Here is a 25,970-nt window from a genome sequence, read left to right on the forward strand (position 1 = left end):
TCGTGAGCGGAAAGGGCAAGGTTCCGGCTCAGCCGTGCAGGCGCCGCTGCAGTTGCAGCAGCAGCAGATCCACTTCACTCAGATCAGTGGCTGTCAGGCGCGGGCCCGGCTGGCGCATGGCGGCGCAGGCGATGGCGCTGCGCCGCCGCAGCACTTCCTTGCGCACCGCTACGCCCCATTGGCTCTGGTTCTCGTAGCTGAGTAGCGGCAGGTAGGTGTCGAAGACGGCATGGGCTTCTTCCACTTTGCCTTCACGATGCAGGCGGTACACCTGAGACAGCATTTCCGGATGCGAGAAGCCAGCCATTGGCCCGTCGATGCCGCGACCCATCTCCAGTGGTAGAAACATCGCGTTGTTGCCTGTCAGGATGGCGATGCGTCGCGGCAGGGCTTCGCGCAGCCGCGTAACCTTGGTGATACTCGGCAGGTCTTCCTCTTTGAGTACCTGAATCTGCGGGAACTCTTGCACCAGCCGGGCGATGGAAGCCACGGACATCCACACGCCCGTGGAGAAAGGGAAGTCCTGCAGTACTGTCGGCACGTTGCCGATCCGCGCGAACACCCCCGCGAAGTAGCTGAACAGCTCTTCCTCCGTTTTTAGGCCGGACGGTGGCGCGATCATGACTCCGGAGGCGCCAGCGTCCATGACACGGGCCGTCAGCTCGCCGAGCTGCGCTACGCTGGGATTGCTCACACCGACGATGACGGGCTTGCCGTTCGCGCGCCCGATGAAACGGCGCGCCACAGCCATTGCTTCGTCCGGTGTCAGCTTGGCCGCTTCGCCGGCAACGCCCAGCACGGTGAACCCATCGGCGCCGTGGCGCGCGTAGAAGTCCACCAGCGTGTCGATGCTGGGCAGATCCAACCCGCCATCGGCTTGAAATGGAGTCTGGGTGACGATGTAGACGCCTTGGGTATTGGTGAGCACGACAGCCTTTCAGAGCAGGATTGAAAATATCTGTTAGCGCTAATTTTTAGCGCTAACAGATATGGATGTGATAGGTGGAAACCCTGGTGCTGTCGTTTGGGGCGGCGTGCGATCGCGAGCGGTTATCGTGATGGCTTTTCCGATCTGCGCATGTCCTATCCCTCTGAGCCTTCCGTCGAGATCCCGCTGGCGACGCGACGCCGGCGACGCGGTACCGGTCGCGTCACCCTGGCCGATGTGGCGCGGCTGGCCGAGGTTTCAGCCCAGACGGTTTCGCGTGTTCTCAATACGCCCGAATCGGTACCGCCGGCGACGCTTGCCCGGGTACGCCATGCGATCGCGGAGGCGGGATATGTGCCTGATCGGCTGGCGGGCGCCCTAGCCTCGGGCCGCAGCCGGCTGGTGGCGGCGCTGGTGCCCACGATCGGCGGACCGGTATTCCTGGAAACCCTTCAGTCACTGAGCCAGACACTGGGTCAGCGCGGCTACCAGTTGATGCTTGGCGAGAGCGGATACAACGACGCTGATGAAGTCCAGTTGCTGGAAAACCTGATCAGCCGCCGGCCCGATGGGATCGTGCTGACACGCATCGTGCAGTCTCCTATGGCCCGTGCCCGGCTGAAGGCTACCGGTATTCCAGTTGTCGAAACCTGGGATCTCACGTCGGAGCCCGTGGACATGCTGATCGGCTTTTCGCACGGCGCTGTGGGGGCGCAGGTCGCTGACTTCATTGCCGGCCTGGGCCGGCGGCGACCAAGCCTGGTAACTGGTGATGACCCGCGCGCCGGCCAGCGCCGCCGAACCTACGCCGAAAGACTGGCCGTGCTGGGGCTACTGGATGGCGACGCGGCGTCACTGCCAGTCGAGCAGGCGGCAGCGCCCGTTACGCTCGGCGCGGCTCGGGCAGCGGCCGTCCGACTGCTGGATGCCCATCCTGGGACCGACGCCGTTTTCTGCAGCACCGATCTGGCCGCCTGGGGTGTCGTGACAGAAGCACGGGAACGCGGGCTGCGCGTGCCGGACGATGTGGCCGTGGTCGGTTTCGGCGACCTCGGCTTCGCGCGCGACCTCGCGCCCGCACTGACCACCATCCGTATCGATGGCACGGCCATTGGCGAGCAGGCCGCCCGGTGGATCATGGACCGCGCCGAAGGGCATCAGCCGGCGGTGCGGACACGTGATATCGGCTTCACCCTAGTGCGCCGAGACAGCGCTTGAGATCGAGCATAGGAAATGGCGCCGTCTCGGCCACAAGAAAAAGCCACCTGGGCAGGTGGCTCTGGCGGGTGCGGTCCGATCAGTACCCCAGCGTCCTGCCGTCCGGATTGCGCGGATCGGAGGCGCCGTACAGCATGCCGTCGCGGATCTGGATGGTCTGGGTGCGGCCCATCGAGGCCTTCAGCGCGATGTTGTGGCCGCGCTGGCGCAGGATGCCGAGCGTGTCCGGCGACAGGCCCTTCTCGACGCGCAGCTCGTCCGGCGTCCACTGGTGGTGCACGCGCGGCGCGGCGGCGGCCTCGGCCGGGTTCATGCCGAAGTCGATGGTGTTGACCACGGTCTGCAGCACGGTGGTGATGATGCGCGCGCCGCCGGGGCTGCCGGTGACCAGCACGGGCTTGCCGTCCTTGAGCACCATGGTCGGCGTCATCGAGGACAGCGGGCGCTTCTTCGCGGCCACGGCGTTGGCGTCGCCGCCGACCAGGCCGTAGGCGTTGGCCACGCCCGGCTTGGCCGAGAAGTCGTCCATCTCGTTGTTCAGCACGATGCCGGTGCCGGCGGCCACGATGCCGCTGCCGAAGTTGGTGTTCAGCGTGTAGGTCACGGCGACCGCGTTGCCGGCCTTGTCCACGACCGAGTAGTGCGTGGTCTGGTCGCTCTCATAGGGCTGCGGCTGGCCGGGCTTGATGCCGGCGGCCGCGCGCGCCTTGTTCGGGTCGATCGTGGCGGCGAGCTGGGCGGCGTACTTCTTGGAGGTCAGGCCCTTCTCGGGCACCTTCACGAAGTCCGGGTCGCCCAGGTACTCGGAGCGGTCGGCGTAGGCGAGCTTGCTGGCCTCGGCCATGTAGTGGATGGTGTTGGCGCTGCCCGCGCCCCATTGCGACAGCGGCCACTGCTCCAGCATGTTCAGGATCTGCACCAGGTGCGGGCCGCCGGAGGAGGGCGGCGGCATGGTGGCGATCTGGTAGCCGCGGTAGGTGCCCACCGTGGGCTCGCGCAGCGCGACCTTGTAGTCGCGCAGGTCCTGCAGCGTGACGGCGCCGGCGTGCGGCGCCGTCTCGGCCGCGATCCTGCGCGCGATCTCGCCTTCGTAGAAGACCTTGGGGCCCTGCTGGCCAATCAGCCGCAGCGAGCGCGCCAGGTCCTTCTGCACCAGCAGGTCGCCGGTCTTCAGCGGCGCGCCGTTCTTCCAGAAGATCGCGCGCGTGGCGGGCCACTTGCCCATGTTCTTCTGTTCCTGCTCCAGGATCTTGGCCAGCGTCTCGCTGACCGGGAAGCCCTTGTCGGCCAGCGCGGCGGCCGGCGCGACCACGCGCGACAGCGGCATCGTTCCCCAGGCCTTGAGCGCGTGCGCCATGCCGGCCACGGTGCCGGGCACGCCGACGGCGTAGTGGGTGTAGAGCGACTTGCCGTCCACCACGTTGCCCTTGGCGTCCAGGTACATGTCGCGCGAGGCGCCCTGCGGCGCGACCTCGCGGAAGTCCAGCGCCACGTTCTTGCCGCTCTTGGCGTCGTGCACGACCATGAAGCCGCCGCCGCCGATGTTGCCGGCGTTCGGCAGCGCCACGGCCAGCGCGAAGCCCACGGCCACGGCGGCGTCCACCGCGTTGCCGCCGGCCTTCAGCACGTCCAGGCCGATCTTCGTGGCCAGTTCCTGCTCGGTCGCGACCATGCCGTTGCGCGCCACCACCGGGTGGAACACGTCCATGTCGAAGTCGTAGGCGGCGGCAGCGGCCTGCGCCGCGGACGGCACGAAGGGCGCGACGGCCGGCGTGGCGACCGGCGTGACCGCCACGGGCGCCGCGGCGGCTTCGGTGGGCGGGGGGGTCTGGCAGGCGGTCAGGCTGGCCAGGGCCAGCGCCAAGCTGGCGGCCAGGAGGCTCGGGCGGATCGGCATGGTGCTCCTTCGTTGTGGAATGCGCCGGACACGCGCGGGCCGGCGGGCGCCAGTGTAGGCGTGAACGCAGGAGCTGCCGGCGCTCAGGCCAGCGCCATCGAGATGTCGTTGCTCGGGATCTTGCGGTCGAAGGTCAGCGCGCCTTCGAGCTTGAGCAGGTGCTGCTCCATCAGCTGCACCGCGCGCTCTTCCTGCCGCTCGGCGATGGCGTCGAGCAGGGCCTCGTGCTCGTCGTCGGCTGGCTCGGGGACGTTGTCCTGCTGGTACATCAGCGTGATCAGCGAGCAGCGCGACAGCAGCTCGACCATCATCTGCACCAGCACGTCGTTGTCGAGCAGCCGGGCCATCTGCAGGTGGAAGTCGCTGGCCAGTTCGATGCGCTGGGCGGCGTCCTTGTGCTCCTTGAGCGCGGCTTTCTGGCGGGCCAGGTGCTCGCGCAGGGCCTTGATGCGCGCGGGCGTGGCCTCGCGCACGAAGGCGCGGGTCATCTCCGCCTCCAGCATGCGGCGCACGGCGAAGACCTGGCGCGCCTCGGCGACCGAGGGCGCGGCCACGAAGGCGCCGCGCGCCGGCTCCAGCCGGATCAGCCGGTTCTGCGACAGCTGGAACAGGGCCTGGCGCACCAGCGTGCGCGAGACGCCGAAGTGGTCGGCCAGCTTCTGCTCGGCCAGCTTGGTGCCGGGATGCAGCCGGTGCTCCACGATCGCTTTGGTCAGCGCATCGACGATGGTGGTGGTGTTGGTTCCGGTGTGGTCCATGGCGCGGATCATAGCTGCATCCCGGTTCGTATACAGCGCTGATCCAGCGGCCGTGGACGGTGGATCTTGCGGACGCTACAGCTGGCCCTCGCTCAGCGTATCCAGTTGGAACCGGCCGCTGCGGTCCCACAGCCAGGTGTCCACGTAGCGCACGGCGCCCAGGCGCACCGCTTTCGGGAACGGCGCGGCCTCGCGCACGGTGCGCTCGATCTCGCGCACGACCTCGGGGGCGTGGCGCGGCGCACGCAGCCAGTTCAGGCGGCGGATGCCGCCGTCGCGGTCGAGGTCGACCTCCAGCACGGCCACGGCGTACAGCATGGGCGGCAGCTTGCCGGGGTAGATGCGCGTGGCGTTCAGCGCGTACAGATGGGTGGCGGCGTCCCGGCGGTATTCACGGGCGGTGCCGGCGGCCGACGGGCGCGGCGCGGCCGCGCGTCCCGCCGCTGGCGCGGCGCGGTCCGGTGCGCCCGGCGGCGCGGCGGGCGGCGGGGACGAGGGCTTCAGCGGCGCGCAGGCGGCCAGCAGGGCCGCGGCGGCGCCGGTCCACAGGCGGCGCCAGGAGGTGGGCAGGGGCATGGGCGCGCAGTCTAACCAACCCGGTCCGGGCCGGCGTCCCGGCGGCATGCTTATTGCGTCGACCGGTGACCTTCTGGAATACACACGATGGAAAGCTACTACCTGGATTGGGCCAACCTGCTGCTGCGCTGGCTGCACGTCATCACGGCGATCGCCTGGATCGGCGCGTCGTTCTACTTCGTGATGCTGGACAGCAGCCTGGAGCCGCCGGGCGACCGGGAGGCGCGGGACAAGGGCGTGGGCGGCGAGCAGTGGGCCGTGCACGGCGGCGGCTTCTACCACATGCAGAAGTACCTGGTGTCGCCCCGGAAGCTGCCCGAGCACCTGCACTGGTCGTACTGGGAGAGCTATTCGACCTGGCTCAGCGGCTTCGCGCTGTTCTCGGTGTCCTATCTGTGGAACGCCAGCACCTACCTGATCGACAAGAACAAGATGGCCTGGTCGCCCGGCGCGGCGATCGGCGTGGCGCTGGCCTTCCTGGTCGTGTTCTGGATGGTCTACGACGCGATCTGCCAGCTGTTCGGCCGGCGCAAGAACGGCGACGCCATCGTCGGCGCTCTGGTCTTCCTGTTCGCTTGCTTCGCCGCGTGGCTGGCCTGCCACTGGTTCGCCGGGCGCGCGGCGTTCCTGCTGATGGGCGCGATGCTGGCCACCACCATGAGCGCCAACGTGTTCTTCTGGATCATTCCGGGCCAGCGCAAGAACGTGGCGGCGCTGCGCGCGGGGCAGCCGGTCGATCCGGTGCACGGCCAGCGCGGCAAGCAGCGCAGCGTGCACAACACCTACTTCACGCTGCCGGTGCTGTTCGCGATGCTGAGCGGGCACTACAGCTTCACCTACACGCACCCGCAGAACTGGCTGGTGCTGGTGTTGATCATGCTGGGCGGCGCGCTGATCCGGCAGTTCTTCGTAGTGCGGCACCGCTGGAAGCTGGGGCAGGCCGGCCATCCCTGGCCGTACGCGCTGTTCGGCGTGGCGCTGCTGGCCGCGGTCGTCGGCTGGCTCAAGCCCGAGCCGGCCGCGCCGGCGGCCGCCGGGCCGGCCGCGGCGCCGGTGGCCTTCGGCGAGGTCCGCAAGCTGTTCGAGCAGCATTGCTACACCTGCCACGGTGCGCTGGTGCAGATGAAGAGCGTGCGCCTGGACAGCGCCGAAGGCGTGGCCCAGCACGCGCAGAACATCTACCAGCAGGTGGTCGTCACGAAGATCATGCCGATGGGCAATGCGACGGGCATGACCGAGGCCGACCGCGCGCTGATCGGCCGCTGGTTCCAGGAAGGCGCCCCGACGCGGTAGCGCCGTGGCCGCGGCGGTTCAGGCGCCGCGCGCGGCTTCGGCCAGCTGGCGCGCCAGCCGGTTGTGGCGCTCCACCAGCGGCCCGGCGTCCACGGTCGCCAGGTGGCCTTCGCGCACCACCACGCGGCCGTTCACGATGGTCCAGGCCGCCTGGGGGCTGGCGCACAGCAGCAGCGCGGCGACCGGGTCGTGCACGGCGCCGCCGGCCATGGCCAGCGTGCCGAGGTCGAACAGCGCGAGGTCCGCGCACAGGCCCGGCGCCAGCCGGCCGATGTCGGTGCGGCCCAGCACCCGGGCGCCGCCGCGCGTGGCCAGCGCCAGCGCGTCGCGCGCGGTCATCTCGGCCGGGCCGTGGTCGCAGCCGAAGGGTTCCAGGCTGCGGCCCACGCGCGCCAGCAGCAGGGCCTGGCGTGCCTCGTTCACCAGGTGCGCGCCGTCGTTGCTGGCCGAGCCGTCCACGCCCAGGCCGACCGGCACGCCGGCGTCCAGCATGCGCCGCACCGGCGCGATGCCCGAGGCCAGCCGCATGTTGCTGCACGGGCAGTGCGCGACGCCGGTGCGCGTGGCCGCGAACAGCGCGATGCCGGGCGCGTCGAGCTTGACGCAGTGGGCGTGCCAGACGTCCTCGCCCAGCCAGCCCAGGTCCTGCGCGTATTCGGCCGGCGTGCAGCCGAACTTCTCGCGGCTGTAGGCGATGTCGTGGTCGTTCTCGGCCAGGTGGGTGTGCAGGCGCACGCCGTGCCGGCGCGCCAGCGCGGCCGAGGCGCGCATCAGCTCCCGGCTCACGCTGAACGGCGAGCACGGCGCCACCGCCACCTGCACCATGGCGCCCGGCGCCGGGTCGTGGAAGGCCTGGATCACGCGCTCGGTGTCGCGCAGGATCGCCTCCTCGCGCTCGACCACGCTGTCCGGCGGCAGCCCGCCCTGCGAGGCGCCCACGCTCATGGCGCCGCGCGTGGCGACGAAGCGCATGCCGATCTGCCGGGCGGCGGCGATGCTGTCGTCCAGCCGCACGCCGTTGGGGTAGATGTAGAGATGGTCGCTGCTGGTGGTGCAGCCCGACAGCAGCAGCTCGGCCATGGCCAGCTGCGTGGAGACGAACACCATCTCCGGCGTCAGCCCGGCCCAGACCGGATAGAGCCCGCGCAGCCAGGAGAACAGCTCGGCGTCCTGCACGCCGGGGAGCGCGCGCGTGAGGCTCTGGAACATGTGGTGGTGCGTGTTGACCAGGCCCGGCACCACCAGCATGCCGCGCGCGTCGATGACCTCGTCGGCCTGCCGCGGCAGCGCGTCGGCGGGGCCGATGGCCTCGATCGCGTGGCCGCGCACCAGCAGCGAGGCGTCGCGCCATTCGGGGTGCGCGTCATCCATCGTAGCGATGCAGCGGGCGTCGCGGATCAGCAGGGTCGGCTGGGGCATGTCGGTCCTTCGTGGCGCGCGGGCGGGGACGGTGCATCGCCGCCGCGTCAGAATGCGGCTTCCGGAGACATTGGCATGACCGCACCCCATCCTAACGAAGATCCCCGAGGCTTCCTCGAACACCTCTACCAGGTCGCCGTCCGGCGCGCGCTGCCGCTGCACAGCATGGGCGCCGCGCTGCCCGAGCCGCCGCGCGGCCGCACGCTGGTGCTGGGCGCCGGCAAGGCCGGCGGCGCGATGGCGCAGGCGCTGGAAGCGCTGTGGCCGGCCGAGGCGCCGCTGTCCGGCCTGGTGGTCACGCGTTATCACCACGTTCCGCCGCGGCCCGCGGGACTGCCGCAGCGCATCGAGCTGGTCGAGGCCGCGCACCCGGTGCCGGATGCGGCCGGCCTGGCCGCCGCGCAGCGCATGCTGGCGCTGACCGAGGGGCTGACCGCGGACGACCTGGTGCTGTGCCTGATCTCCGGCGGCGGCTCGGCGCTGCTGACGCTGCCGGCCGAGGGCCTGGCGCTGGCGGACAAGCAGCGCATCAACAAGGCGCTGCTGGAAAGCGGCGCCAGCATCGCCGAGATGAACTGCGTGCGCAAACACCTCTCGCGCATCAAGGGCGGCCGGCTGGCGGCGGCCTGCGGGCCGGCGCGCGTGGTCACGCTGACGATCAGCGACGTGCCGGGCGACGACCCGTCCATCATCGCCAGCGGCCCGACGGTGCCGGACGCCAGCAGCTGCGCCGACGCGCTGGCGATCCTCGCGCGCTACCAAATCGAGGTGCCCGGGCCGGTGCTGGCGCTGCTGCAGGGCGGGCAGCTGGAGACGCCCAAGCCCGGCGACGCGCTGTTCGAGGGCCACGAACTGCGCATGATCGCCACGCCGCAGCAGTCGCTGGAAGCGGCGGCCGAGGCCGCGCGCGCGGCGGGCATCGCGGCCCACATCCTGTCCGACGAGATCGAGGGCGAATCGCGCGAGGTCGGCAAGGTGCACGCGGCGCTGGCGCGCGCGGTGGCATTGCGCGGCCAGCCGTTCGCGCGGCCTTGCGTGATCCTGTCCGGCGGCGAGACCACGGTCACGGTGCGGCCGCAGCCGCCCGGCACGCCGCGCGGGCGCGGCGGACGGGCCGGCGAGTTCTGCCTGGGCCTGGCGCTGGCGTTGCAGGGGCAGGCCGGCGTGCACGGGCTGGCGGCGGACACCGACGGCATCGACGGCGTGGAGGACAACGCCGGCGCCTACGTCGGCCCCGACACGCTGGCACGCGCCGAGGCCCAGGGCATGAAGATCGCGTCCTACCTGGACCGCAACGACGCCTACGGCTACTTCCAGCCGCTGGGCGGCCTGGTCGTCACCGGGCCGACCAACACCAACGTCAACGACTTCCGCGCGCTGCTGGTGCTGTAGCGCGCGTCAGTCGCCGTCGCCGCCGCCGTTCCCACCGTCGCCGTCGGCACCCGCGGCGCCGGCGTCCGGCGCATCGATCGCCTCGCCGCCGTCGCCGCCGCCCAGCGACAGCTTCTGCCGCACGGCCGCCTTCTCGCCGGCCGGGGCGAACTTGCTGTACTTGCCCAGCAGGCCGACCAGCAGGCCGTAGATGCGCGGGTTGCCGGCCAGGCATTCGCGCTGCTCCAGGAAATCGGCCTCGCCGGAGAGGTTGCCGATCAGGCCGCCGGCCTCGGTCACCAGCAGCGAGCCGGCCGCCACGTCCCAGGGGGAGAGGCCCTTCTCGAAGAAGCCGTCGCTGTAGCCGGCGGCGACGTAGGCCAGGTCCAGCGCGGCGGCGCCGGGGCGGCGCACGCCGGCCGTGCGCTGCATCACGTCGCCCATCATGGACAGGTATTCCTTGAAGTTGTCGCCGGGGCGGAACGGAAAGCCGGTGGAGACCAGGCATTCGCCCAGCCGCGTGCGGCGCGAGACGCGGATGCGGCGGTCGTTCAGGTAGGCGCCGCGGCCGCGCGTGGCGGTGAACAGGTCGTTGCGCGTGGGGTCGTAGACCACGCCGTGCTCCACCCGGCCCTTGACCGCCAGCGCGATGCTGACGCAGTAGTACGGGAAGCCGTGGATGAAGTTGGTGGTGCCGTCCAGCGGGTCGATGATCCAGACGTGGTCCGAATCCTGGGCGCCGTGCGCCTTGCCCGATTCCTCGGCCCAGATGCCGTGGCCGGGGTAGGCCGTCAGCAGCGTCTCGATGATCGCGGCCTCGCTGGCCTGGTCGATCTCGGTCACGAAGTCGTTCACCTGCTTCTGCGACACGCGCACGGCTTCGACGTCCAGCGCGGCGCGGTTGATGATGGCGCCGGCGGCGCGGGCGGCCTTGACGGCCACGTTGAGCATGGGGTGCAGGTTGAACGACATGGATTGTGGGAGGAGCAGGAGGGCGGGGCGGCCTGCGATCAGGCCGGCGAGAATCGCGGGATTCTACCGAGGGCCCCGTTCGACGCCATGCGCACCCGATTCGTCCTGATCCGCACCAGCCATGCCGGCAACGTGGGCGCCGCCGCGCGCGCGATGAAGGTCATGGGCTTCGACGACCTGGTGCTGGTGGCGCCGCGCTGGCCCAACGTGCTGCGCCGGCAGGAAACCGTCCAGCGCGCCAGCGGTGCGCTGGACGTGCTGGAGAACGCGCGCATCGTCGACACGCTGGACGAGGCGCTGGACGGCATGGACCACCTGTGCGCCACGGCGATGACGCCGCGCGACTTCGGCCCGCCCACGCGCGCGCCGCGCGAGCACCTGGCATCCCTGGTCGCCGCCGGAGCCGGGGCACGGCCGGCCGGCGTGGCCTTCCTGTTCGGCTCCGAGCGCTTCGGCATGGCCAACGAGGACGTCTACCGCTGCCACGTGGCGCTGAGCATCCCGACCAACCCGGCCTTCGGCTCGCTGAACCTGGCGGCGGCGATCCAGGTGCTGGCCTACGAATGGCGCATGGCGCTGGGCGGCCATGCCGTGGCGCCGGCCGTGCCAGCGGCCCGGCCGGCCGATGCGCGCCAGGTGGCCGGCATGCTGCAGCACTGGCGCGAGGCGCTGGTGGCGCTGGACTACCTGGACCTGGCCGCGCCGAAGAAGCTGATGCCGCGGCTGAACCAGCTGGTCAACCGTGCGCAGCCGGCCGAGGAGGAGATCCACATCCTGCGCGGCATCGCCAAAGCCGTGCTGCAAACGGCGGCGAAGGCGAAAGGCTAGACTTCCCCGATGCTGTTCTCCCGCCTGCGCAACGACATCCGCTGCATCCTGGAGCGCGACCCCGCCGCACGCACCGCGTGGGAGGTGCTGACCTGCTACCAGGGCCTGCACGCGGTGATGCTGCACCGCCCGGCGCACTGGTGCTGGACGCACGGGCTCAAGTGGCCGGGCCGCATGATCTCGCTGTTCTCGCGCTGGCTGACCGGCATCGAGATCCATCCCGGCGCGCGGATCGGCGAGCGCGTGTTCTTCGACCATGCCATGGGCGTGGTCGTCGGCGAGACGGCGGAGATCGGCGACGGCTGCACCATCTACCAGGGCGTCACGCTGGGCGGCACGTCCCTGTACAAGGGCGCCAAGCGCCATCCCACGCTGGGCCGCGACGTGGTGGTCAGCGCCGGCGCCAAGGTGCTGGGCGGCTTCACCGTGGGCGACGGCGCGAAGATCGGCGCCAACGCCGTCGTCATCAAGCCGGTGCCGGCCGGCGCGACGGCCGTGGGCATTCCGGCGCGCATCATCCTGCCCAAGGCCGACGAGGCCAGCGGCGATGCCGCCATGTCGGCGCCGCGCTTCTCGGCCTACGGCGTCACGCGCGAGGACGATCCGATGGGCCAGGCCATGCGCGGCCTGATCGACAGCGCCGCCGCGCAGGACCAGCAGATCGCGTTGCTGTGGCAGGCGATCGAGAAGCTGGCGGCCCGGCGCGAAGGCGACTGCGTGCCGGCGGAGGCCGCGCGCAGCCAGTGCTTCGAGGCCGAGAAGCTGTCGCAGCTGGTCGGCAAGTAGGGCAACTCGCCCGGGCGCTCAGGCGGGCGCGGGGCGGCGCGCGGACTTGGGGCGGAACGCCGCGCAGACCGCCTCGTGCGTTTCCAGCCAGGGGCCGCCGATCAGGTCGATGCAGTACGGCACGGCCGCGAAGATGCCGGGCACCCGTGGCATGCCCTGCGCGTCCTTCAGGCCTTCCAGCGTCTCCTGGATCGACTTGGGCTGGCCCGGCAGGTTGATGATCAGGCAGCGCCCGCGCACCACCGCGACCTGGCGCGACAGGATGGCCGTGGGCACGAAGGCGAGGCCGATCTGGCGCATCTGCTCGCCGAAGCCCGGCAGCTCCCGGTCGGCCACCGCCAGCGTGGCCTCGGGCGTCACGTCGCGCGGCGCCGGGCCGGTGCCGCCGGTGGTCAGCACCAGGTGGCAGCCGGCCTCGACCAGCTGGACCAGCGTGGCGCTGATGCCGGCCTGCTCGTCGGGGATCAGGCGTTCGTCGAAGTGCAGCGGGTTCTTCAGCGCGCGCCCGAGCCAGTGGCGCAGCGCGGGCAGGCCCTGGTCCGTGTAGACGCCGGCCGCGGCGCGGTCGCTGATGGAGACCAGGCCGACCCGGGCGGTCTCAAGCGTCGTCGCCGTGGGGCTGCTCATCCTCGTCCTCGTGTTGGTTCAGTTGCGTGCGCAGCAGCTGGAAGATCTCGCGGTAGGCGCGGCCGTGGCGCGGGGCCTGCCCGGGCTTCTCGGGCGCGCGGTCCTTGCGGGCCTGGCGCACCAGCGCGCGCAGCTGCTGGGCGTCGGTGGCCGGGAACCGCTCCAGCCAGCGGCCGAGCGCGGCCTCGTCGTCCAGCAGCGCGGTGCGCCATTGCTCGGCTTCGTGCAGCAGCGCGACCTCGTGCGCCGGGCCGGCGCGCTGCTCGTCCAGCGCCTGGCGGATCTGCGCCACGGTCTCGTCCTCGAGCCGGCGCATCAGCTTGCCGACGAACTGCAGCTGGCGGCGCCGGCCTTCGAAGTCCGTGATGCGGCGCAGTTCGGCCAGCGCCTCGGCCAGCTTGTCGGGCAGCGCCAGGCGTTCCAGCCGGTCGGCGCGCAGTTCCAGCAGGGCTTCGCCGAGCGCCTGCAGCGCCTCGCTCTCGCGCTTCTGGTCGGTGCGGCTGGTGCCTTCGGCGCCCTTGCTTTCGGCCTTGAGCTGCAGGTCGAGCTCGCTGCCTTCGGCCACGAACTGGCCGCGCACGAAGTAGCCTTTCTTGGGTTTACGGGACATTGGATGGTGGGGATCGAAGGGCTTGTCGAGGCGGCCCATGCACCGGAGGTGTGCCAAGTATCATAGCCGCCGCCATGAACGACACCCCGAGCGCCCAGCGCGCAGACAGCGGCTTCTCCTACAGCCGCGCCTTCTTCGAAGACCTGGTCGAACAGGCCCTCCGCCACGCGAAGACGATCGGCGCGACGGACGCGGGCGCCGAGGCCTCCGAGGGCTGCGGCCTGTCGGTCTCGGTGCGCAAGGGCGCGCTGGAGACGGTCGAGCGCAACCGCGACAAGTCGCTGGGCGTGACGGTCTACGTCGGCAAGCGCCGCGGCAATGCCAGCACCTCCGACTTCTCGTCCGCGGCGATCCGCCAGACCGTGCAGGCCGCCTACGACATCGCGCGCTTCACCGCCGAAGACCCGGCGGCCGGCCTGCCCGACCCCGGGGACATGGCCACCGAGCAGCGCGACCTGGACCTGTTCCACCCCTGGGCCATCGATTCCGAAGGCGCGGCCGAGCTGGCGCTGCAGTGCGAGGCCGCCGCGTTCGCGACCGACAAGCGCATCACCAACAGCGAGGGCGCCGGCGTCTCGGCCCAGCAGTCGCACTTCTTCGCGGGCCACAGCTCGGGTTTCCGCGGCGGCTACGCGAGTTCGCGGCATTCGATCTCGGTCGCGCCGATCGCGGGCCGGGGCGAGCGCATGCAGCGCGACGCCTGGTACAGCTCGATGCGCTGCGCCGACGAGCTGGCCTCGCCGCAGGCCGTGGGCCGCTATGCGGCCGAGCGTGCGCTGTCGCGGCTGAACGCCCGCAAGATCCCCACCACCGAATGCCCGGTGCTGTTCGAGTCGCCGCTGGCGGCCGGCCTGCTGGGCGCCTTCGTGCAGGCCGTCAGCGGCGGCGCGCTGTACCGGCGCAGCAGCTTCCTGGTCGATGCGCTGGGCAAGCCGGTGTTCCCGGAGCACATCGAACTGCTGGAAGATCCCTTCGTCCCGCGCGGCAAGGGCAGCTTGCCGTTCGACGAGGAGGGCGTGCGCGTGGCGCCGCGCAAGGTGGTCGAGGACGGCCGCGTGCAGGGCTATTTCCTGTCCACGTATTCGGCGCGCAAGCTGGGCATGCGCACCACCGGTAATGCCGGCGGTTCGCACAACCTGGAACTGCGCTCGCGCCTGACCCAGCCGGGCGACGACCTGCCCGCCATGCTGCGCAAGCTGGGCCGCGGCCTGTTCGTGATCGAGCTGATGGGCCACGGCGTGAACTACGTGACCGGCGACTACTCGCGCGGCGCCAGCGGCTTCTGGGTCGAGAACGGCGAGATCGCCTTCCCGGTCGAGGAGATCACGATCGCCGGCAACCTGCAGGAGATGTTCCGCGGCATCGCCGCGATCGGTGCCGATGCCTACAACTACGGTGCCAAGACGGTGGGCTCGGTGCTGGTCGAGCGCATGAAGGTCGCCGGCTCCTGACGCGCCTCAGGGCTCGCGCCGCCAGGGCGGGCGGCGGTCCGGCTGCGCGTTGTCGCGCGGCAGCGGCTGCTGCATCGGCGGGCGCTGCAGCTCGCGTTGTGCACGCTGCTGCTCGCGCATGAAGCGCTCGTGCTGGCGCTGCGGGTCCGGCGGGCCGGGCGGCGGCCGGTCCATCTGCTGCCGCTGCCGCCACATCGGGTCCGGCTGCTGCTCCTGCAGCGTGCGCTGGTGCTGGCGCATGAAGGACTCGCGCTGCAGCTGGTCCCGGCGGATCTGCTCGTGGCGGCGATTCAGGTCGTCCTGCACCTGTTGCTGGCGGCGCTGTTCCTCACGCTGCTGTTGTTCCCGCTGCCAGCGCATGCGGCGCTGCTGCTCTTCCACGTTCGAGACCAGGCCGGGCGACGGCGGCGGCAACCCCAGGCCTGGCGGCGGCGGGCGTTCGCGTGAGGTGCCGTGGAAGGGCGGCGGCCCGCCGGGGCGCATGGCTCCGCCCGGCGGCGGCCCGGCGAAACCGGGTGGCGGCCGGGGGGCGAAGCTGGGCCGCGAGGTCCGCGGGCCGGGCGCCCAGGCCCAGCGCGGGCCGATCTGCACCCAGCGGCCGTAGTGGAAGGGCGCGAAGCCCCAGCGCGCGTCCTCCATCCAGGTCCAGCCCCAGGGCGCGATCCAGCGCCACTGGCCGTGGCGGTACGGCGCCCAGTCCGCGCTGGCGACGCGCGGGTACCAGACGGCGCCGTACTGCGCGTCGCTGGCCCATTCGCCGTAGGCGTCGAGTTCCTGGTAGCCGATGGTCTCGCGCGAGAGGTACTGGGCGCTGACGGAACGGTCCTCCGCCAGGCGCCGGTCGGCGGCCCACTGGTCCAGGCCGTCGCGCGGGCCGGCGCCGCGCTGGTCGACGGCGGCGAGGTCGCGGCCGGCATAGCGCGCCTGGCGGGCCGGGGGCAGCATGGCCGATTCGCCGTTCTCGCCGAACAGCTGGGCGCTGCCGGCGTACGCCAGCACGCGGGTCGTGCCGCCGGCGGCATCGACGTCGACGCGGAACTCGCCGGGCGATTCGACCAGCAGGGCCAGATTCTGGGTATCGACCTCGATGCGCTCGCCGGGCGCGCGTTCACGCACCTGCAGGTTCAGGCTGCCCTGCCGCAGCGTCAGCCGCAGCTCGTCCGCGTCCAGGGCCGTGAACTCGAGTTCGGCCGGCCCCTGCAGCCGCAATGCATGGGCGCCTGCATGCAGCTCGGCGCGGCTGCCGGGCGACACGCGCAGCCGGTCGCCCCGGGCCAGCGGCCAGTTCGGGTCGGCCGCCTGCCAGGCCTGCTGCGGCGCGGCCCATTCCACGCCGTGCGCGGCCGCCGACAGCCGGGCGATCCGGCCCGGCGGGTCCTGGGCCCAGGCCGCGAGCGCCTGCACGGCGAACAGGGCGGCCAGCGCCGTGCGCTTCCAGATCGTTGCAGCAGCCATGGGGGAATCTCCTTGTGCCGTGTGGAACGCGCGAGGGTCGCCGCCGGTGCGCCGCAGCCGTGCAAACAGCTGTAAGCAGCTGTTCAGCCGCCGGCCAGCGCCTGCTTGACCGCCGCCGAAACCTGGCCCATCTCGGCCTTGCCGGCGAACTGCGCCTTGGCGGCGGCCATCACGCGGCCCATGTCGCCCGGTCCCTTGGCACCCAGCTGCTCGACCAGCGCGCGCACGGCGGCCAGCACGGCTTCGGCATCCATGCGCGCGGGCAGGTAGGCCTGCAGCACCTGCATTTCGGCGGCTTCCTTGTCGGCCAGGTCCTGGCGGCCGGCCTGCTGGAAGGCGGCGATCGAATCCTTGCGCTGCTTGATCAGCTTGTCGACGATGGCGACCACGGCGGCGTCGTCCAGCGCGATGCGCTCGTCCACTTCCTTTTGCTTCAGCGCGGCCAGCAGCAGGCGGATCGTGGCCAGGCGCTCGGTTTCCTTGGCGCGCATGGCCTCCTTCATGTCCTGGGAGATGCGGTCCTTGAGCGGGGAGGTGGTGGGTTCCATGGTGGTTCGTGCGTCCTGTGAATGGAAAAAGCCCGCGCTGGATGCACCAGGGCGGGCCTTGGAAACTGGCAGGTGCCGGGTTGCGGCGCTCAGTACAGTTTCTTGGGCAGCTGCATGCTGCGCACGCGCTTGTAGTGGCGCTTGATCGCGGCGGCCTTCTTGCGCTTGCGCTCGGCGGTGGGCTTCTCGTAGAACTCGCGGGCGCGCAGGTCGGTCAGCAGGCCCAGTTTCTCGATGGTGCGCTTGAAGCGGCGCAGGGCCACGTCGAACGGCTCGTTTTCTTTAACGCGAATGGTGGTCATGTAGCGGTACGTTGACTGATGTGGCCGGGCAAGATCGCGCCCCGGGCCGGGAGTCCTCAACTGATCTGTTGCGGGCCCGCTGAGGGAAGGCCAGAGTTAGCCAAATATTGTAGCCTGTTTTATCGGGCTGCCAGCGCTTGTGCACAACAGTAGGCGCTGGACCAGGCCCACTGGAAGTTGTAGCCGCCCAGCCAGCCGGTCACGTCCACCACCTCGCCGATGAAGTACAGGCCCGGCTGCCTGGATTCCATGGTCTGCGAGGAGAGGCCGCGCGTGTCCACGCCGCCGGCCGTGACCTCGGCCTTGCGGTAGCCCTCGGTGCCGGTGGGCGTGATTTCCCAGCGTGCCAGGCGGTCCGCCAGTTGGGCGAGGGCCTTGTCCGGCACTTCGTTGATCGGGCGCTGCAGTTGGGGCGCCTGCGCCGTCCAGGCCTCGGCCAGGCGTGCCGGCAGCCACTGCGCCAGTTCGTTGGCGACACGCTTGAGCGACCTGTGCTTGGCGGCCGCCAGTGCCGTGGCCAGCGCGACGTCGGGCGCGAGGTCGACGACGAGCGGCATCCCCTCCCGCCAGTAGCTGGAGATCTGGAGCCCGGCAGGGCCGGACAGGCCCCGGTGGGTGAACAGCAGATCCTCATGGAACTGGATCCGCGCCTTTCCGGAGCCCGTCGCCACCGCGACCGGCAGGGCCAGACCGGCCAGTCCCGCATACGGTTTCCACGCGTCGCCACCCAGGGTCAGCGGAACCAGCGCCGGGCGCGGGGGCACCACGCGCAGGCCGAACTGGCGGGCGATGCGGTAGCCGTAGTCGCTGGCGCCGATCTGCGGAATGGACAGCCCTCCCGTGGCGATGACCAGGCGTGGGGCGCGCACCAGGCCGCGGTCGGTCGCGAGCCGGTAGCCACCGGCATCGTGGGTGATCTCGTGGACGGCGCAGGGCTGCCAGTGCTGGACGTGTCCTTCTGCGCACTCCAGCAGCAGCATGTCGATGATCTGCTGGGACGATCCGTCGCAGAACAGCTGCCCCTTGTGTTTCTCGTGCCAGGCGATGCCGTGGCGCTGCAGCAGCGCGAGGAACTGCGGCGGCGTGTAGCGGGCGAGCGCGGAGCGGCAGAACTGCGGGTTGTCTCCGACGAAGTGCTGCTGCGGCGCGCGCGGGTCGATATCCCGGTTGGTGAAATTGCAGCGGCCGCCGCCGGAAATGCGGATCTTCTCCGCCACCTTGGCGCTGTGGTCCAGCAGCAGAACCCGGACGCCGCGCTGGCCTGCCACGCTGGCGCAGAACAATCCGGCAGCGCCGGCGCCGACGACGACGGCGTCGAATGTTTGCATATCGCGAGTATCCTCGGCGCCGTGACACATGACCCGACCCTACAGCCCGACGCCGATGTGCGATGGCAGATCGACGCCGACGCGCAGTTGAAGCTGCGCTTCTGGGAGGACGAATGCATCGTCTACCACGGCGCTGCCGGAGATACGCACCGCGTCCCGGGCCTGGTCGGATCGATGCTGCAATGCCTGATGCAGGGCGAGGCGTGGACCGCCGCAGCCTTGTCCGAGGGCATCGATCTGCACATCGACGATGTGCACACCTCCCTGACGTCGATGCACAGGCTGGGCATCGTGCACCGGCTGGCATGAGGCTGAAGGATCTGCCCGAGGCGTCGCTGCAGACTGCGCTCGAAGAAGGATTGATTCTCGCGACCGGCCCTTTCCGGTGTCGGATCGCCTCCAGAACGGAGGGGGTGCTGCGCGGCCTGAGGCGGCTGTACGCCGACTTCGAAGTGTTCGACGACCAGGGGTTCTGCGATTTCAGCATCCGTGTCGATCGCGTGGGGGGGCTGCGGCGGTACTGGCGGCCGCAGGTGACCTTCCGGTTCGATGGCTTCGAGCCGTTCAAGCCCTTGGCGCTGGACCATGCCTACCCCTTGCTGGAATGGGGGCTGAACTGGTGCATTGCCGCGCATGCGCACCACTACCTGCTGCTGCATGCTGCGGTGCTGGAGCGCAACGGCCAGGCGATCGTCCTGCCTGGCCACCCCGGCGCCGGCAAGAGCACGCTGACCGCTGCATTGGCGCTCAGCGGCTACCGGCTGCTGTCGGACGAGATGGCGCTGATCGACAGGAGCACGGGCAGACTGGTGCCGCTGGCCCGGCCCGTCAGCTTGAAGAACCGGTCGATCGACATCGTGCGCGGCTTTTCTGCCGAGGCGGTGCTGGGCGACATGGCACGGGATACCCACAAAGGGACGGTGGCCCATCTGAAGCCTCCGACCGCCAGCGTCATGGGGGTCGACGTGACGGCGATGCCCGCATTCATCGTCCACCCGCAATGGAAGGAGGGCAGCGATGCGGAACTGGTGCGCTGCGACAAGGCCAAGGCCTTCATGCAGGCGGCGGGCCATGCGTTCAACTACGAAGTGTTGGGCAGCCTGGGCTTCGACCTGATGGCAGACCTGATCGACCGGTGCGAGTGCTATGACTTCCGCTATTCGCGGCTTGCGGACGCCATCGCCACGTTCGATGGATTGACGCGATGACGTGGCTCGACGCGCCGCTGATCCGGGCCTTGCGGCAGCCCTCGGTGATGGCCACGTTCAGCCTCGCGGACTGGGATCTGGTGCTTCGGCAGGCGCGGTCCAGCCAGTTGCTGGGGCGCTTGGGTGCCGTGATCCGGCAAGCGGGCATCGACGTGCCGCCGCCGGTCCACCGTCACCTCACGGCGATGGACAGCATCGTCCGCAAGCAGCACGGTGCGGTGCGATGGGAGGTCGACCGCATGGCGCATGCGCTGGCAGCCATCGACCATCCCGTGCTGCTGCTGAAGGGCGCGGCCTACGTGCTGGCCCAAGGCGCAGCCGCACTCGGCCGCACGTTCTCGGATATCGACATCCTCGTTCCGAGATCCGGGCTCGCTGCGGTCGAAGATGCCCTGCACGTGAGCGGCTGGGTCAGCGCGAAGACGAGCGAATATGACCAGCGCTACTACAGGAAGTGGATGCACGAAATACCGCCGCTGGTGCATTATCGCCGTGAGACGACGCTGGACGTCCACCACAACATTCTTCCGGAGACGGCGCGTATCAGAGTCGATCCGGCGCCGATTTTTGACGCACGGGTGCCGATCGCCGGGTTCCGGAATATGCATGTTCCGTCACTCGCGGACCAAATACTGCATTCCGCCTGCCATCTGTTCCATGAAGGAGAATGGCGGCATGGCCTGCGGGATTTGAGCGATCTCGATCTGCTTTTGCGCGCCTACTTGGAAGAAGGAACGGCGGATGCGCTGGTGCAGCGCGCACGGATTCTGAATCTGGAAATTCCCCTGACGTACGCGGTTTCGTGCGCGGGGCGCGTATTCGATACGCCATTTCCATCCGGTGCCGCCCTGCGCAGGCGGCGCTGGATGGAGCAGCTGTTTCTGGAAGCGATCCGCTCTGCGCACCACACCATGGCGGGCCCGCTGACCGGCAGCGCCGAGGGGCTGCTCTATGTCCGCAGTCACTGGCTGCGCATGCCCGTGCGGCTGCTGGTGCCGCACCTCCTGCACCAGGCGGTGCGCAGCCGTCAGGAGGCTGTCGCCTAGTGTCGGTGGACTTGACAAGTGGTGTTCGAGCCTGGCCATACGGATGTCTAGCCTCTTGATCCATAAGGAAACAGTGGGCTGGCGCCGAATTTGCTTATTTCATCATCGATCCCTCTCCTGGAAGCAACAAGCATGAATGATTCAGAAGCACCCCGGTCCCCTGGACGCAGGCGCCTCGCGAAAGGGGCATTCGCCGTTCCGACGGTGCTGGCGTCGATCAGCACGAAGAACGCGCTGGGGGCGACCTACGGCTGCACCATCTCGGGTGTGATGTCGGGTAACACATCTCCTGGCAAAGCCACGGGTGATACGAACTGCAGCAGTGGTTTCATGTCCTTGGCCGATTGGCAGCAAGAATATGTCGCCAACGGCCCCAAAGCAGCCGAATCGGCGCCGGAATGGTTTGGCGTGAAGTTCGAGTCTTCGAATGGATCGTCTGTCGGCGCGACGATTCACCAGATTCTCTGGGCCGCGGATGGTGTTTCGTATGGATCTGCTGGCAAAGATATGGTCGTACTGACCATGGTCGTTTATCTGAATGCAAGCAGATATCCAGACTATCACGTCTCGGCGGCAGATGTGGAAGAACTGTTCTCCGTGGTTGCTGGCCAGCGCGCGAGTTTCGAGCGCAATGGCAAGAGTTGGAACAAGCCGCAGGTCGAGACCTATCTGATGCTGCTGGCAGGCGGGGTAAATGCCTGACGGCGTCTAGATGCAGCAAAAGCCCTCAACGCATGTTGAGGGCTTTTTTTTGGGCAATTTCTTCAAGCGGCGATGATGAAGCCGATGACAGGCATTGCACGCCGCGAACGACATCCCCGACGACGATGACGGCCGGGCTGCCCAGTTCGTTGCGCACGATGGCGTGCTGCAACGCGGCCAGCGTCGTCACGCAATGCTGTTGATGCGCCAGGCTGGCGTTCTTGACGACCGCCACAGGCGTCGTGGCTGGCAGGCTCTGCAGCAATCCTTGCTGCAAGTCGGCGACGCGGCCGATGCCCATGTAGACCACGAGCGTCAGGCCCAGCGTCCGGACGCTGGCGCCCACCAGCGGCCAATCGGTGGGCTGGTGGCCCGGCTTGGCATGGCCGGTCATGAACACCACGCCGTGCGCATGGTCGCGATGCGTCAGCGGCACGCCCAGCGCGGTCACGGCCGCCAGCCCGGCGGTGATGCCGTTGACGACCTGGCAGTCGATGCCGGCCGCGCGCAGGTGTTCCACCTCCTCGCCGCCACGCCCGAAGATGAACGGATCGCCGCCCTTGAGCCGCACGACCTGCTCGCCTTCGCGCACGGCCGCGATCATCAGCTTCTCGATGAAGGCCTGCGGCGTGCTCTTGCAGCCGCCGCGCTTGCCGACGTGCACGATGCGCGCGTCGGGCCGGGCCCAGGCCAGCACGTCGTCGTGGACCAGGTCGTCGACCAGCAGCACGGTGGCGGCCCGGATGGCCTTGACGGCCTTGATGGTCAGCAGTTCGGGGTCGCCGGGGCCTGCGCCGACCAGGGTGCAGCTGCCGCGGGGGGAAGGGGTGTTGTCGTTCATGTTCATGCGTGGGTCGTACTCAATTGCAGGATGGCGGCCACCTGCGCGCCGATGGCGGGCGGTACCGGCAGTTCGCCGGCCAGCACGCGGCGCGTGTAGTCGGCCGTGCTGGCGGCGTCGATGGCTGCGGGCAGGCCCGGCACCTCGGCCAGCGTGCCGGGGGCCTGCGCCTGCAGCACGCGATGGGCGCCGCGGACGAAGCCGTCGAGCTGCGGCGTGCGGCGCGGGTCGCTCACGACCTCGCCTTCCAGCCCGCGCGACAGCAGGGCCGTCATGTCCAGCAGTTCGAACAGCTCGGCCATCACCGTCGCGAAGGCCGGATGCGTGTAGCTGCCGACGACCACGGCCGGCCCGTCCACCGGCTGCATCAGCTTGACGACGCTGTGGCCGGCATTGCGCAGGCCGACCACGCGGCGCACGTCCAGCAGGCGGGCCAGGCCGGCGTGCAGCCGGGCGGTAGGCAGCACGGCGACCTCGCCGCAGGCGATGCGGCGTGGCGCTGCCAGTGGCGCCACGCCCAGCAGCGCCAGCACGTCGCTGGCCGGCACGCGGCTCGGTTCGGTGGCGTGGCCGTGCACCAGTACCGGTAGCCCTTCACGCGCCAGCAGCAGCGCCAGCAGCGGCGTCAGCACCGGCAGCTTGCGCGCGCCGTTGTAGCTCGGCAGCACGACGACGGGCCGCTCGCTGGCCGGCAGCCGTGCCAGCCGCGCGTGCGTGGCGTCGAGGAAGCCGGCCATCTCCGGCGTGGTCTCGCCCTTCACGCGCATGGCCAGGCAAAAGGCGCCGATCTCCAGGTCGGTGACCTGGCCGTCCAGCACCTGGCCGAACAGGTCGGCCGCCTGTTCGCGGGCCAGCGGCTTGGCGCCGCGCGCGCCGCGGCCGATTTCCTTGATGTAGTGCGCAATTCCCATGGGTCCGGCGATTGTCTTGCAGTGCTTATGCCGATCCGCGAGGTCGCTTATGCCGTGGCGCCGAGGAGGGTCATGCCGGCAGCGCGGCGGCGCGCACCATGCGCCTGAGTTCGGGGATGCAGGAGCCGCAGTTGGTGCCGCATTGCAGCGCCTGCTGCAGAGCGGCCAGGCGCTCGTCCTCGCTGCCTTCGCTGTGCGCCAGATGCTGCGCGATCGCGGCTTCGGCGACGCCGAAGCAGTTGCACACGAGCTTGCCGCGCGCTGCGACACCGGCCGGCGGCTGCGCCTGCAGCGCGAGCAGCTGGCGGCCGTAGTCCTGCGCCGGGAGCTGGTCCTGCAGCAGGGTGCGGAGCCATTGCTCGGCGCGCGTGTCGCCGGCCAGCAGCACGGCTTCGACGTGCGCCAGCGCGCCGTCGCGGCGCAGGCGCACGGCGCGTCGGTGGCCGCGGTGCGCGTCGGCATAGCGCAGCGTGTCGGCACCGGTCAGGCCGAGCAGTTGCTCGACCTGCGCCAGCAGCGCGGCATCGGGCGCCTGCGTGGCCGCGGCGCGCAACAGCACCCCGCTGCGCTGGCCGGACCGGCCGTCCGCGGCCGGCGCGCCGGCCGCGCCGAACGGCACGCAACTCGCGAACGGCAGGGCGTCGGCCAGCGCGCGCAGCTGCGCCCGCACGGCGAGCACGCGGTCCTGCGGCAGCCAGGCCATGGCCAGCAGCGCCCAGGGCAGTTCCGCCTTCTCGATCCGCACCGGCGTGTGCTTGAGCTCGGGCTGTTTGGAGACCGGGCAGTGCGCCGGCGTCGTCAGCGCGTTCACGCCGGCCAGCGGCGTTCCGTCGTGGCCGCGCCCGCCCAGGTATTCGGGACCCCAGTGCATGGCCATGAAGACCTGCGACAGGCCCAGGTCGGTACTCGCGGCGACCGGCACGACGATGCCGCCGCGGCGCGAGCGCAGCTGTACGAGGTCGCCGTCCTGCAGGCCGTGGCGCGCCATGTCCTGCGGGTGCATCTGCACCACCGGCTCGGGCACGTGGCCGAACAGGCGCCCCAGCGTGCCGGTGCGGCTCATGCCATGCCACTGGTCGCGCAGGCGGCCGGTGTTCAGCGAGAACGGGTAGCGCGCGTCGCGCGGCTCGGCCACCGCTTGGTACGACGTGGCGGCGAAGCGGGCCCGGCCGTCGCCGGTGGCGAAGACGCCGTCGGTGTACAGCCGGGCGGCGCCGGTGGCCTGGCCCGGGCGCAACGGCCATTGCAGCGGCGTGCGTTCGAGCATCGCGTAGTCCATGCCGGTGATGTCCAGGTCGCGGCCGCGCGTGCTGGCCCGGTGCTCGTTCCACACCGCCTCCGGCGTCTGGTACGGGAACAGCGCCGCGCCGTGGCCCAGCCGCGCCGCCAGCCGGCGTGCGAAGCCGACCGCGATGGCCCAGTCGTGGTGCGCCTGCCCGGGCGGCGGCACGGCGGCGCGCACGCGCGAGATGCGGCGCTCGCTGTTGGTGACGGTGCCTTCCTTCTCGCCCCAGCTGGTGGCCGGCAGCAGCAGGTCGGCGAACGCGCAGGTGGCGGTGCCGGCGAACGCCTCCTGTACCACGACGCATTCGGCGCGTTCCAGCGCGCGGCGCACCGTGGCCTGGTCGGGCATGGACTGGGCCGGGTTGGTGCAGGCGATCCACAGTGCGCGGATCTCGCCGTCGGCGGCGGCCTGGAACATCTCGATCGCGCTCTTGCCGGGGACCGCGGGGATGTGGTCCACGCCCCAGAACGCGGCGACCTCGGCGCGGTGGTCGGGGTTGGCCAGGTCGCGATGTGCCGGCAGCAGGTTGGACAGGCCGCCGACCTCGCGCCCGCCCATCGCGTTGGGCTGGCCGGTCAGCGAGAACGGGCCGGCGCCCGGCCGTCCGATCTGCGCGGTCGCGAGGTGCAGGTTGATCAGCGCCGCGTTCTTGGCCGTGCCGCTGGACGACTGGTTCAGCCCCATGCAGTACAGGCTCAGCGTGGCGCCGGAGGTCGCGAACAGCCGGGCGGCCTGCAGCAGGTCGTCCGGCGCGATGCCGCAGACCCGGGCCACCTGGTCCGGCGTGCAGTCGCGCACCACGGCCTTCAGCGCCTCGAAGCCCGCGGTGTGGGCGGCGATGTAGTCCGGCCGCGTCCAGCCCTGCCGCAGCATCAGGTGCAGCATGCCGTGGAACAGCATCACGTCGGTGCCGGGCGCCAGCGCCAGGTGCAGGTCGGCGATCTCGCAGGTGTCGGTACGGCGCGGGTCGACGACGACGATCCGCAGGGCCGGGTTGGCGCGCTTGGCGTCCTCGATGCGGCGGAACAGGATCGGATGGGCCCAGGCCGTGTTGCTGCCGGCGATGAACAGGCAGTCGGCGTGGCCGAAGTCCTCGTAGCAGGCCGGCGGCGCGTCGGCCCCCAGCGTCTGCTTGTAGCCGGCCACGGCGCTGCTCATGCACAGGCGCGAGTTGGTGTCCAGGTTGTTGGTGCCGACCAGGCCCTTGGCCAGCTTGTTGAAGACGTAGTAGTCCTCGGTCAGCAGCTGGCCGGACAGGTAGAAGCCGACCGCGTCCGGCCCGTGCTCGCCGATGACCTGCGCGAAGCGGTCGGCGGCGAAGTCCAGCGCATCGTCCCAGGCGACGGCTTCGGCCGCTGCGCCGCGCGTCGGCCGCCGCATCGGCTGCAGCAGCCGCGCCTGGCGCGTGACCTCGGCGCTGGCCGTCAGGTGCAGCGTGGAGCCCTTGGTGCACAGCCGGCCGAAGTTGGCCGGGTGCTCGGGGTCGCCGCGCACGCCGGTGATCTGCGCGCCCTGGGTCTCGATGATCACGCCGCAGCCCACGCCGCAGTAGGGGCAGGTGGAGCGTGTCTCGCGCGGTGCGTCGCTCATGCCGGATGCCGCGCCTGGGA

25 protein-coding genes are annotated in these 25,970 nt (G+C 70.5%); 10 read left to right on the plus strand and 15 right to left on the minus strand.

The features are described from left to right. Positions 1-28: 28 nt before the first annotated feature. Positions 29-928 carry a dihydrodipicolinate synthase family protein gene (locus QM782_RS15100; RefSeq protein WP_415203725.1) on the minus strand — a complete coding sequence of 300 codons (900 nt, stop codon included), beginning with the start codon at positions 926-928 and terminating at the stop codon, positions 29-31. A gap of 150 nt (positions 929-1,078) precedes the next feature. Here QM782_RS15100 and QM782_RS15105 point away from each other — a divergent pair, with 150 nt between their 5' ends. Further along, positions 1,079-2,146: a LacI family DNA-binding transcriptional regulator gene (locus QM782_RS15105; protein ID WP_415203726.1), complete on the plus strand. Its 1,068-nt coding sequence runs from the start codon at positions 1,079-1,081 to the stop codon at positions 2,144-2,146. A gap of 79 nt (positions 2,147-2,225) precedes the next feature. On the opposite strand, the gene ggt is transcribed toward QM782_RS15105, so the two are convergent. From ggt to QM782_RS15120, 3 genes are all read right to left on the minus strand, one after another. Continuing rightward, a complete protein-coding gene (gene ggt, locus QM782_RS15110; protein WP_415203727.1) occupies positions 2,226-4,043 on the minus strand; it encodes a gamma-glutamyltransferase in 1,818 nt (605 codons plus the stop codon). A gap of 83 nt (positions 4,044-4,126) precedes the next feature. Then, complete coding sequence (locus tag QM782_RS15115; RefSeq protein WP_415203728.1) at positions 4,127-4,801, minus strand: GntR family transcriptional regulator; 675 nt, start codon at positions 4,799-4,801, stop codon at positions 4,127-4,129. Positions 4,802-4,876: 75 nt separating this feature from the next. Further along, positions 4,877-5,377, minus strand: a complete 501-nt coding sequence (locus tag QM782_RS15120; RefSeq protein ID WP_415203729.1) for a hypothetical protein — start codon at positions 5,375-5,377, stop codon at positions 4,877-4,879. An 87-nt stretch (positions 5,378-5,464) separates the two neighbouring features. Here QM782_RS15120 and QM782_RS15125 point away from each other — a divergent pair, with 87 nt between their 5' ends. Continuing rightward, positions 5,465-6,670, plus strand: a complete 1,206-nt coding sequence (locus tag QM782_RS15125) for a urate hydroxylase PuuD (protein ID WP_415203730.1) — start codon at positions 5,465-5,467, stop codon at positions 6,668-6,670. A gap of 18 nt (positions 6,671-6,688) precedes the next feature. Here QM782_RS15125 and QM782_RS15130 read toward each other — a convergent pair whose 3' ends face one another. After that, complete coding sequence (locus QM782_RS15130) at positions 6,689-8,089, minus strand: 8-oxoguanine deaminase (RefSeq protein WP_415203731.1); 1,401 nt, start codon at positions 8,087-8,089, stop codon at positions 6,689-6,691. A 75-nt stretch (positions 8,090-8,164) separates the two neighbouring features. Between QM782_RS15130 and QM782_RS15135 the strand changes: the two genes are divergently transcribed. After that, complete coding sequence (locus tag QM782_RS15135; protein WP_415203732.1) at positions 8,165-9,481, plus strand: glycerate kinase type-2 family protein; 1,317 nt, start codon at positions 8,165-8,167, stop codon at positions 9,479-9,481. 6 nt (positions 9,482-9,487) lie between these two features. Here QM782_RS15135 and QM782_RS15140 read toward each other — a convergent pair whose 3' ends face one another. Continuing rightward, positions 9,488-10,432, minus strand: a complete 945-nt coding sequence (locus QM782_RS15140) for an inositol monophosphatase family protein (RefSeq protein ID WP_415203733.1) — start codon at positions 10,430-10,432, stop codon at positions 9,488-9,490. Positions 10,433-10,519: 87 nt separating this feature from the next. Between QM782_RS15140 and QM782_RS15145 the strand changes: the two genes are divergently transcribed. Next, complete coding sequence (locus tag QM782_RS15145; RefSeq protein ID WP_415203734.1) at positions 10,520-11,260, plus strand: RNA methyltransferase; 741 nt, start codon at positions 10,520-10,522, stop codon at positions 11,258-11,260. A gap of 12 nt (positions 11,261-11,272) precedes the next feature. After that, complete coding sequence (gene cysE, locus QM782_RS15150) at positions 11,273-12,046, plus strand: serine O-acetyltransferase (RefSeq protein ID WP_415205655.1); 774 nt, start codon at positions 11,273-11,275, stop codon at positions 12,044-12,046. An 18-nt stretch (positions 12,047-12,064) separates the two neighbouring features. Here the strand turns inward: cysE and mog are convergent, their stop codons facing one another. Together mog and yjgA are read right to left on the minus strand one after the other, a co-directional pair. Then, positions 12,065-12,673 (minus strand): molybdopterin adenylyltransferase, encoded by a 609-nt coding sequence (gene mog, locus QM782_RS15155; RefSeq protein WP_415203735.1) that lies wholly within the window; start codon positions 12,671-12,673, stop codon positions 12,065-12,067. After that, positions 12,645-13,283 carry a ribosome biogenesis factor YjgA gene (gene yjgA / locus QM782_RS15160; RefSeq protein WP_415203736.1) on the minus strand — a complete coding sequence of 213 codons (639 nt, stop codon included), beginning with the start codon at positions 13,281-13,283 and terminating at the stop codon, positions 12,645-12,647. Before yjgA ends, mog begins: the two co-directional genes overlap by 29 nt. A 74-nt stretch (positions 13,284-13,357) precedes the next feature. Between yjgA and pmbA the strand changes: the two genes are divergently transcribed. Beyond that, positions 13,358-14,734, plus strand: coding sequence for a metalloprotease PmbA (pmbA, locus tag QM782_RS15165; protein WP_415203737.1), 1,377 nt, complete (start codon positions 13,358-13,360; stop codon positions 14,732-14,734). A gap of 6 nt (positions 14,735-14,740) precedes the next feature. Here pmbA and QM782_RS15170 read toward each other — a convergent pair whose 3' ends face one another. From QM782_RS15170 to QM782_RS15185, 4 genes are all read right to left on the minus strand, one after another. Further along, the gene (locus QM782_RS15170) at positions 14,741-16,189 is read right to left on the minus strand and encodes a DUF6600 domain-containing protein (RefSeq protein ID WP_415203738.1); all 1,449 of its coding nucleotides are present in this window, start codon (positions 16,187-16,189) and stop codon (positions 14,741-14,743) included. An 83-nt stretch (positions 16,190-16,272) separates the two neighbouring features. Continuing rightward, a complete protein-coding gene (locus tag QM782_RS15175; RefSeq protein WP_415203739.1) occupies positions 16,273-16,737 on the minus strand; it encodes a GatB/YqeY domain-containing protein in 465 nt (154 codons plus the stop codon). A gap of 89 nt (positions 16,738-16,826) precedes the next feature. Further along, on the minus strand, positions 16,827-17,039 hold the full coding sequence (rpsU, locus tag QM782_RS15180) for a 30S ribosomal protein S21 (protein ID WP_415203740.1): 213 nt from the start codon (positions 17,037-17,039) through the stop codon (positions 16,827-16,829). Between the two features lie 119 nt (positions 17,040-17,158). Further along, a complete protein-coding gene (locus tag QM782_RS15185) occupies positions 17,159-18,367 on the minus strand; it encodes an NAD(P)/FAD-dependent oxidoreductase (RefSeq protein ID WP_415203741.1) in 1,209 nt (402 codons plus the stop codon). A 21-nt stretch (positions 18,368-18,388) separates the two neighbouring features. Here QM782_RS15185 and QM782_RS15190 point away from each other — a divergent pair, with 21 nt between their 5' ends. The 4 genes from QM782_RS15190 to QM782_RS15205 all read left to right on the plus strand — a co-directional run bounded on the left by QM782_RS15190 (position 18,389) and on the right by QM782_RS15205 (position 21,323). Next, positions 18,389-18,676, plus strand: coding sequence for an HPr-rel-A system PqqD family peptide chaperone (locus tag QM782_RS15190; protein ID WP_415203742.1), 288 nt, complete (start codon positions 18,389-18,391; stop codon positions 18,674-18,676). After that, positions 18,673-19,575 carry an HprK-related kinase A gene (locus QM782_RS15195; RefSeq protein WP_415203743.1) on the plus strand — a complete coding sequence of 301 codons (903 nt, stop codon included), beginning with the start codon at positions 18,673-18,675 and terminating at the stop codon, positions 19,573-19,575. The genes QM782_RS15190 and QM782_RS15195 overlap by 4 nt, the downstream gene beginning before the upstream one ends. Further along, on the plus strand, positions 19,572-20,621 hold the full coding sequence (locus QM782_RS15200) for a nucleotidyltransferase family protein (protein WP_415203744.1): 1,050 nt from the start codon (positions 19,572-19,574) through the stop codon (positions 20,619-20,621). The genes QM782_RS15195 and QM782_RS15200 overlap by 4 nt, the downstream gene beginning before the upstream one ends. Before the next feature lie 132 nt (positions 20,622-20,753). After that, positions 20,754-21,323, plus strand: coding sequence for a hypothetical protein (locus tag QM782_RS15205; protein WP_415203745.1), 570 nt, complete (start codon positions 20,754-20,756; stop codon positions 21,321-21,323). 25 nt (positions 21,324-21,348) lie between these two features. Here QM782_RS15205 and cobA read toward each other — a convergent pair whose 3' ends face one another. The 3 genes from cobA to QM782_RS15220 all read right to left on the minus strand — a co-directional run bounded on the left by cobA (position 21,349) and on the right by QM782_RS15220 (position 25,950). Further along, on the minus strand, positions 21,349-22,164 hold the full coding sequence (cobA, locus tag QM782_RS15210) for a uroporphyrinogen-III C-methyltransferase (RefSeq protein WP_415205656.1): 816 nt from the start codon (positions 22,162-22,164) through the stop codon (positions 21,349-21,351). 2 nt (positions 22,165-22,166) lie between these two features. Then, positions 22,167-23,075 (minus strand): DNA-binding protein YbiB, encoded by a 909-nt coding sequence (gene ybiB / locus QM782_RS15215; protein ID WP_415203746.1) that lies wholly within the window; start codon positions 23,073-23,075, stop codon positions 22,167-22,169. A 70-nt stretch (positions 23,076-23,145) separates the two neighbouring features. After that, positions 23,146-25,950 (minus strand): molybdopterin-dependent oxidoreductase, encoded by a 2,805-nt coding sequence (locus QM782_RS15220; protein ID WP_415203747.1) that lies wholly within the window; start codon positions 25,948-25,950, stop codon positions 23,146-23,148. Between the last annotated feature and the right edge of the window lie 20 nt (positions 25,951-25,970).

It is taken from the genome of Pseudorhodoferax sp. (assembly GCF_047601025.1).
GTDB lineage: Bacteria > Pseudomonadota > Gammaproteobacteria > Burkholderiales > Burkholderiaceae_C > Pseudorhodoferax.